A 7,361-nucleotide genomic window follows, 5' to 3' on the forward strand; every position below is an offset into this window, starting at 1 on the left:
GTCGATTTAATCCATGAAATGCTCGGATTTCATCCTCAACCATCTCCGCTTCCACCAATAGAACAGTTTTTGCATCATGCCCAGTTCGTCACAACCGATGACATTGCGATGGTGTACAACATACCACACTGTAAGGCGGAATGCGAATTGAAAAAGTTGCGCCTAAAACGAAAAGTAGAAAAAGTCGGCTCGTTTTGGAAGTGGGTTGACAAAGAAAAAGGACTCGGCTAAACACCGAGTCCTTTTTCTTTGTCATAAAGACAACAAAGGGGATGGGAGAAATTTTTCACGGTCAAACAAAGGGGTATAAGTTTGTTTGATTGTGATTCACTTCACGTTTATATATTAACAAACTCTTTTATGTCTTGACAAGTGTTTTGTTTGCTTGTTCACACATTTGTCATAATTATTTTCGCGCTTGCTTATTATGAATAAGTAAGGGGGGATTGGCATGTTCGCGTTGCATATCGTCTGGATCATTGTCGCATGGATCATTCATTTTTTTGCATTAATGCGCTTATTTCCGCTGCTTATCTCAACTCCGTTTTTATTTCTTTCTCTCTTTTCGTTTTTTACGTATCTTAACAACCGCCACCGCTTTCGCGGATTTCATTGAAAAAGACGAAACGTAAAAACCGAAAGAACGCTGTATGTACAACATTCTTTCGGTTTTTGTTTTGACGTATTTACACAGCCTTTATAATAGCTGTTCAAGCTCTTGCAGTTTTTGCTCAAACACTTGGCAAGCTTGTTCAATTGGATGTGGAGACGTCATATCGACTCCCGCTTTTTTCAACACTTCAATCGGATAATCCGAGCTTCCAGCTTTTAAAAATTCAATATATCGCCCAACTGCTCGCTCGCCTTCTTCTAAAATTTGTTTACTTAACGCGGTTGCCGCGCTAAAACCTGTCGCATATTGGTACACGTAATAATTGTAATAAAAATGCGGAATGCGCGCCCATTCTAATCCGATTTCTTCGTCGATGACGACGCCATCTCCAAAATATGTTTTGTTTAGCTCGTAATATTTTTCCGTCAACACTTGCGCTGTCAGCGCCTCACCGTTTTGTACCATCTGATGAATCATATGTTCAAACTCAGCAAACATCGTCTGGCGGAAAACGGTGCCGCGGAACGTCTCTAAATAATGATTTAATAAATACAACCGTTTTTTCTCGTCATCGATCGTTTTTAATAAATAGTCGTTCAATAGCGCCTCGTTGCACGTTGACGCCACTTCTGCGACGAAAATGGAATAGTTTCCGTACGGATACGGTTGGAATTTGCGCGTATAGTAACTATGCACGGAATGTCCGAATTCATGCGCCAACGTAAATAAGTTGTTTACATTATCTTGCCAGTTCATTAAAATGTACGGGTTCGTTCCGTATGCGCCCGACGAATACGCTCCGCTCCGCTTGCCGCGCGTTTCTTGCACATCGACCCATCGGTTGTCAAACCCTTCTTTGACGATCGCGATATATTCGTCCCCGAGCGGCGCAAGTCCTTTTAACAATAGCTCTTTCGCTTCTTCGTACGTTACTTTCATATCGACTTGTTTCACAAGCGATGTATATAAGTCATACATGTGCAATTCATCTAATCCGAGCACGCGCTTACGCAAATGAACGTAACGATGTAAAAGCGGCACATATCGGTGAATCGTTTCAATTAAGTTATCGTATACCGTCTCTGGAATTTGATTTTTGCTTAATGCCGCCTCGCGCGCTGAACGGTAGTTGCGCACGCGCGCAAAAAAGTTATTGCGCTTTACCGCTCCGCTTAACGTGCTCGCAAACGTATTTTCATATTTGCGATATGTATCATATACCGCTTTAAACGCATCGTGACGGACACGGCGATCTTCGCTTTCAAGAAAACGAATGTAACGGCCGTGCGTCACTTCCACTTCTTCCCCGTTTTCATCTTTAATCGTCGGAAAACGTAAATCGGCATTGTTCAACGCCCCAAACGTATTGCTTGACGCGTTCATCACTTCCGCTGCCTGCGCAAGCAACGCCTCCTCTTTTTCCGATAACACGTGCGGGCGTTGGCGATTCATTTCATCTAACTCATGTTCATACAACCGAAGCGGTTCATATTGTTGTAAAAACGTGCGCAACACGTCTTCATCTAACGCTAAAATTTCCGGCACGATAAACGCCATCACATTGCCTGCTTCAGCATACAAACTTTCCGCCCTCGTTTCAAACGCTTGATAAAACGAATTGGCCGTATCTTCATCATGGCGCATATGCGCATATGCATATAACTTTCCTAAACGAAACAATACGTGATCGCGATATTGAAGCGCTTCATATAACGTCTGTGCACTTTCCCCAAGCTTCCCTTTATACTCCGAAAATTTCGGAAGAAGCGCAGTAATCGCTTGAAACTCCTCTTCCCACTGTTCATCTGTTGCGAAAATATCTTCTAAACGCCACGTATACTGTACGGGAACGTCTTTACGTGTCGGCAATGTTTTTGCCATATTTCTCACCTCTTGCCTTAAAAATGTTTACTTATATATTATTCTCGTTTTATAAAAAAATCCTCTTTTTTGCTTACAATTTGTCGCAACACGTCTTCATCTCCCTGCATCGCCTCTTCGATCGTGCTTGGCAGCGACCATGAGCGAATGCGTTGAAATGAGCTTTTTCCAACTTTTTTTAAAAAGCGGAGCGACACGAGCGCATGCAAATAGTCCATGAGCGCATAAGAATAATGACTTGTTGTCACGAGCGGCAGCTGGCGAACGCGAACGATATTTTGACGAATGAAACGTTGCAATTGTTCATATAATTGATGAAACGAAAACGTCACATGAAGTGGAACATTCATCATCTCCATTAACATATACGTCTGCCAAATGAACGGAGGGGTTTCAAACCAATACGAATGGCGAAGCGGAATGCCCGCCTCGTGCGGAAACAACGATGGCGTCATATGGGCATTGTACACGATGTGGCAAAATGTACGGTTCGTTCGGTAATATAGAGGAGATAGCCGCCATTGTTTCTTTTTCATGTTCCAAACGTAAAAAAGCGTGTCAGCTTGTGGTCGGGGCGTCATGTGAAGGAAAGTAAATGACATCGCATGAAGCGGAACGGTCGTCCATTGGCCGTATGCGAGCGTGGCTGATAGCGGAATGAGATGATGAAGAAATGAAAATTGTTTACGGATCGGGCAATAAAACGTGATCGTCCCGTTGTCATTGAAAAAAAGCCATAAAAAAGAAGAAAGCTGGAACAACAAACCATGACGTTGAAGGTGAGATGGATGAAGAATCCAAACTGGAATAATGCCCGCCGACATATACATTTTTGTTCGTTTCATAAACGACGACTTCGGGATAACTGAACATTGGTATTCGAGCGCAAACGTCTTCTCCCCATACGTGACAAATACATCCGGACGTTGTTGAATATGGGGCAAATATTTTTCTACTTCCCCTTTCAACTGTGCATGCTTTATCCATTCGTACAGCTGTTGTTTTCCTTGTAAATGGGCAGCAGTTTCCCGCTCCGTTTCAATAACGCATCTCGTTTCGTGGGCAAAATGCGGCATGCGTTTTTTCCCAATTTTTAATTGCACGCGCCCAAAACAAACGGGACAAATAAACGATTTCGTCTCACGCCATCGTCGGAGCTGCTCGACCGTCCAGCCGTCCAACAGCGAACATACTTCTCCATTTTCGAATAACGCAATAAACATACAACCTCTCCTTTCTCCTACATGTTTTCAACGAATGTCCTTTTTCTCCTGCAAGAAAGTTGAAAATAGGGGAATAACTAAATTTATTGAATTAGGCGTTTTTTATTTCCCTTCTTTCACATTTTGTCATACAATAGAAGTACAAGATGTGGAATGATGGGCGAATGCTCGGGGGTGAATTCCCTTCCTGAATGGACCATTGTAGAAGGGAGCTGAGGAACATGGAAATCGAACGCATCAATGAATATACGTTAAAGTTATATATATCGTACGGCGACATTGAAGAGCGCGGATTTGACCGCGAAGAAATTTGGTTTAATCGCGAACGAAGCGAAGAATTATTTTGGGAGATGATGGATGAAATTCATCAAGAAGTGGAACTTTATTTGGAAGGGCCGCTTTGGATTCAAGTACATGCTGTTGAAAAAGGGTTGGAAGTATTTGTCACAAAAGCGCAAATTTCAAAAGACGGAACAAAGCTCGAATTGCCGATTCTCGACGAACGGTTTAAAGACTTGCCTGTCGATGAAAAAATTGAGCACATATTAGACCAACATTTTAACATGATGAAAGCCGCATCGACAGAGCCCGAAAATCCACTTCAGTTCGTCATTCGCTTTAAAACAATTGAAGACGTCATCTCCCTAGCACATCGTCGCGATTTTTCAACGCTAAACAATCGGCTATTTGCGCTTGAAGACAAATATTATTTATACGTTGAATTTACAGAAGATGATCATGATCACGACATTGATAATACGTTAAGCATATTGCTTGAATATGGGCAAGATTCCCAAATGACGATTCATCGTCTTGAAGAGTATGGAAAAACGATTATTGCTGAACAAGCACTAACGATGATCGCCAAACATTTTCCAAACTAATACGCCGATTTCAATCGCTTGAAATCGGCTTTTTTTCCGCAAGGGTTAGGTGAACGACAAATGAGAAACGCCTTAAAAGTTGCAATCTTTTTGCTTGTTTTCATCGGGATATTAGCTGTGACAAAAGATCATTGGGAAGGCTGGCTGCTCGGGACGTTCAGCTTATTCGTCACCTTGTCGGTCATTTTCATTTCGTTTGTCATCTTTTTAGAAAACCGTCATCCGACGAAGACGCTCACATGGCTCGTTGTATTCGGCAGCTTTCCGCTCGTCGGCTTCATTTTTTATTTATTGTTCGGTCAAAACTATCGAAAAAAGCGGCTATTTCGAAAAAAAGCGTTGCTCGATGAACAAACGTTTCGCAAAATGGAAACGAATCGACATCACGACCGAAAGCTATATATGAAGCCTCACCAACAACCGTTGTTACAGCTTGCGAAACGGCTGACGAAAGAGACGATTTCAACCGCTACGCAAACGCGCGTCTTAACGAACGGAGAAGAAACGTTTGCCGCTATTTTTGCCGAATTGGAAAAAGCAGAACATCATATTCATCTTGAATATTATATTGTCCGCGATGACGACATCGGTCAGCGCTTAAAACAAATATTAATAAACAAAGCAAAAAAAGGGGTGCACGTCCGCTTTTTATACGATGCGGTCGGAAGCTGGAAACTATCGAAAACATACATACACGACTTGCGCGAGGCTGGCGTGGACATCGTTCCGTTCTCCCCTGTTCGCCTGCCGTTTTTAAACAATACGATTAACTTCCGCAACCATCGAAAAATTATCGTCATTGATGGAAAAGTCGGCTTTGTCGGCGGCTTAAATATCGGAGACGAATATTTAGGAAAAAACGAATATTTCGGGTTTTGGCGCGATACGCATTTATTCGTTTACGGGGAAGCGGTTCGCACGTTGCAGCTCATCTTCTTGCAAGATTGGTATTACATGACTGGGCAAACGTTGTTGACGATGAACTATTTGTGCGCCCCACCCGTCGAAGAAGAGAAACAAGGTGGCGTGCAACTCGTCGCTGGTGGACCGGATACACCGTGGGAAGTCATTAAACATTTATTTTTTGCGATGATTACATCGGCACAGCGCTCCATTTGGATCGCCTCGCCATACTTCATTCCAGATGAAGATATTTTGACGGCGTTAAAAGTAGCGGCATTAAGCGGCATTGATGTGCGTCTTCTCGTTCCGAAGCGCCCTGATAAAAAAATCGTTTTTTACGCTTCTCGCTCGTATTTCCCTCAATTGCTAGAAGCAGGGGCGACCATTTATGAATACGAAAAAGGATTTATGCACAGCAAAATTATCGTTGTTGACGGCGAACTCGCGTCGATCGGCACAGCGAATATGGATATGCGCAGCTTTCATTTAAACTTTGAAGTGAATGCGTTTTTATATCAAACACCGAGCGTCCAAACGTTAGTCGCTGACTTTTTGAACGACTTTCGCGACTCCACGCAAATCGATAAAAAGCAATTTCAACATCGTCCGCTTTGGATGCGGCTCGCCGAGTCGACTGCTCGTCTCCTTTCGCCGCTATTGTAAAAAGGCTTAGCGTTTATGCTAAGCCTTTACTGTTGACGAGCTGTTGTGCCTGACGCAATTGATACGTCCGCACTTTTCTCGGTAAAAAGCGGCGAATTTCATCTTCGTTGTAACCAACTTGCAGGCGCTTCTCGTCCATGATAATCGGACGGCGCAAAAGCCCTGGATGTTGGCGAATAATTTCATATAAATCTTGTAGCGGCAATGAATCAACTTGAATATTTAGCTTTTGAAAAATTTTCGATCTCGTCGAAATAATTTCGTCTGTCCCGTTTTCGGTCATGCGCAAAATGCCTTTAATTTCTTCAATCGTTAACGGTTCAGCGAAAATATTGCGCTCTTTATACGGAATGTTATGCTCTTCTAACCACGCTTTTGCTTTTCGGCAAGACGTACAACTTGGCGATGAATACACGATCACCATATATAAATCACTCCCTTAAACATGGGTTGCTTTGCTAGCTTCTGTATTAAAACACATCTTATTTTAAAATAAATTTAAAAAACTCTACAACGTACATTATACAACAAAAAAGTTTAGAAAGATACACCTTTTTTCAATTTTACCCAACATATTATACGGTTGTCCGATAAAAATGGTTTCATTTTTCGTTGCGTTCATTTGCAATTTTCTCTACAATAAAAGTACAGATGGCAAACAAAGGGGGAAATGGCATGGCGCAATTTTTTATTGACTTTACGATTGTCGCTATTTTAGTAATTGGAATCACCGCGCTCATGGGCGTCATTTTAAACGGCATCGGGGAAAACGTATTTGGCGGACGAAAAAAGCGATTACATACAGCGATGAGCGAACATGTGCAAACGGATTGGAAAATGGTCGGCGGCAAAAAAGCTTCGAGATAATCTCGGAGCTTTTTTAAAAACAAAATAGTCAAATGAATCAAAATATTGTATAATACTTTAGTACATCAAACGAAAAAAGCTAATCTCTCGAAAGCCGAGAGATTAGCTATACATCGCCTTATATGTTTCGTACTCTGCTTCAGAGCAGTAAACGAAATGGCCTGGCGTAATTTCGCGCATGCGCACATCTTCGCCTTCTTTATAGTTATGTTGTGACGGGTCGTAAATGATCCGTTTTCGTGTCCGCTCTGTTTCTGGATCTGGATGTGGAATCGCAGAAAGGAGCGATTTCGTATATGGGTGGATCGGGTTGCGATACAGTTCTTC

8 protein-coding genes and 1 pseudogene are annotated in these 7,361 nt (G+C 42.3%); 5 read left to right on the forward strand and 4 right to left on the reverse strand.

What is annotated here, in order from left to right:
- A pseudogene (locus V7Z64_RS10445) lies at positions 1 to 231 on the forward strand (DsbA family protein); the annotation flags it as partial.
- Between the two features lie 220 nt (positions 232 to 451).
- Positions 452 to 616 carry a hypothetical protein gene (locus tag V7Z64_RS10450; protein ID WP_003395371.1) on the forward strand — a complete coding sequence of 55 codons (165 nt, stop codon included), beginning with the start codon at positions 452 to 454 and terminating at the stop codon, positions 614 to 616.
- A gap of 81 nt (positions 617 to 697) precedes the next feature.
- On the opposite strand, the gene pepF is transcribed toward V7Z64_RS10450, so the two are convergent.
- Positions 698 to 2,494 (reverse strand): oligoendopeptidase F, encoded by a 1,797-nt coding sequence (gene pepF, locus V7Z64_RS10455; protein WP_297992645.1) that lies wholly within the window; start codon positions 2,492 to 2,494, stop codon positions 698 to 700.
- Positions 2,495 to 2,532: 38 nt separating this feature from the next.
- Positions 2,533 to 3,717 (reverse strand): competence protein CoiA, encoded by a 1,185-nt coding sequence (locus tag V7Z64_RS10460; protein WP_297992648.1) that lies wholly within the window; start codon positions 3,715 to 3,717, stop codon positions 2,533 to 2,535.
- A gap of 221 nt (positions 3,718 to 3,938) precedes the next feature.
- Here V7Z64_RS10460 and mecA point away from each other — a divergent pair, with 221 nt between their 5' ends.
- Positions 3,939 to 4,601: an adaptor protein MecA gene (gene mecA, locus V7Z64_RS10465; protein WP_297992650.1), complete on the forward strand. Its 663-nt coding sequence runs from the start codon at positions 3,939 to 3,941 to the stop codon at positions 4,599 to 4,601.
- Positions 4,602 to 4,661: 60 nt separating this feature from the next.
- Complete coding sequence (gene cls / locus V7Z64_RS10470; protein WP_297992653.1) at positions 4,662 to 6,167, forward strand: cardiolipin synthase; 1,506 nt, start codon at positions 4,662 to 4,664, stop codon at positions 6,165 to 6,167.
- Between the two features lie 13 nt (positions 6,168 to 6,180).
- Here the strand turns inward: cls and spxA are convergent, their stop codons facing one another.
- The gene (spxA, locus tag V7Z64_RS10475) at positions 6,181 to 6,591 is read right to left on the reverse strand and encodes a transcriptional regulator SpxA (RefSeq protein WP_003395380.1); all 411 of its coding nucleotides are present in this window, start codon (positions 6,589 to 6,591) and stop codon (positions 6,181 to 6,183) included.
- A 251-nt stretch (positions 6,592 to 6,842) separates the two neighbouring features.
- On the opposite strand from spxA, the gene V7Z64_RS10480 reads away from it, so the two are divergent.
- The gene (locus V7Z64_RS10480; RefSeq protein ID WP_297992654.1) at positions 6,843 to 7,034 is read left to right on the forward strand and encodes a hypothetical protein; all 192 of its coding nucleotides are present in this window, start codon (positions 6,843 to 6,845) and stop codon (positions 7,032 to 7,034) included.
- 102 nt (positions 7,035 to 7,136) lie between these two features.
- On the opposite strand, the gene V7Z64_RS10485 is transcribed toward V7Z64_RS10480, so the two are convergent.
- The coding region (locus tag V7Z64_RS10485; protein WP_442885170.1) for an ABC transporter ATP-binding protein at positions 7,137 to 7,361 on the reverse strand (225 nt) is incomplete at its 5' end.

Origin of the sequence: Anoxybacillus sp. (assembly GCF_036834105.1) — a bacterium.
In the GTDB taxonomy this organism is placed as follows: domain Bacteria; phylum Bacillota; class Bacilli; order Bacillales; family Anoxybacillaceae; genus Anoxybacillus.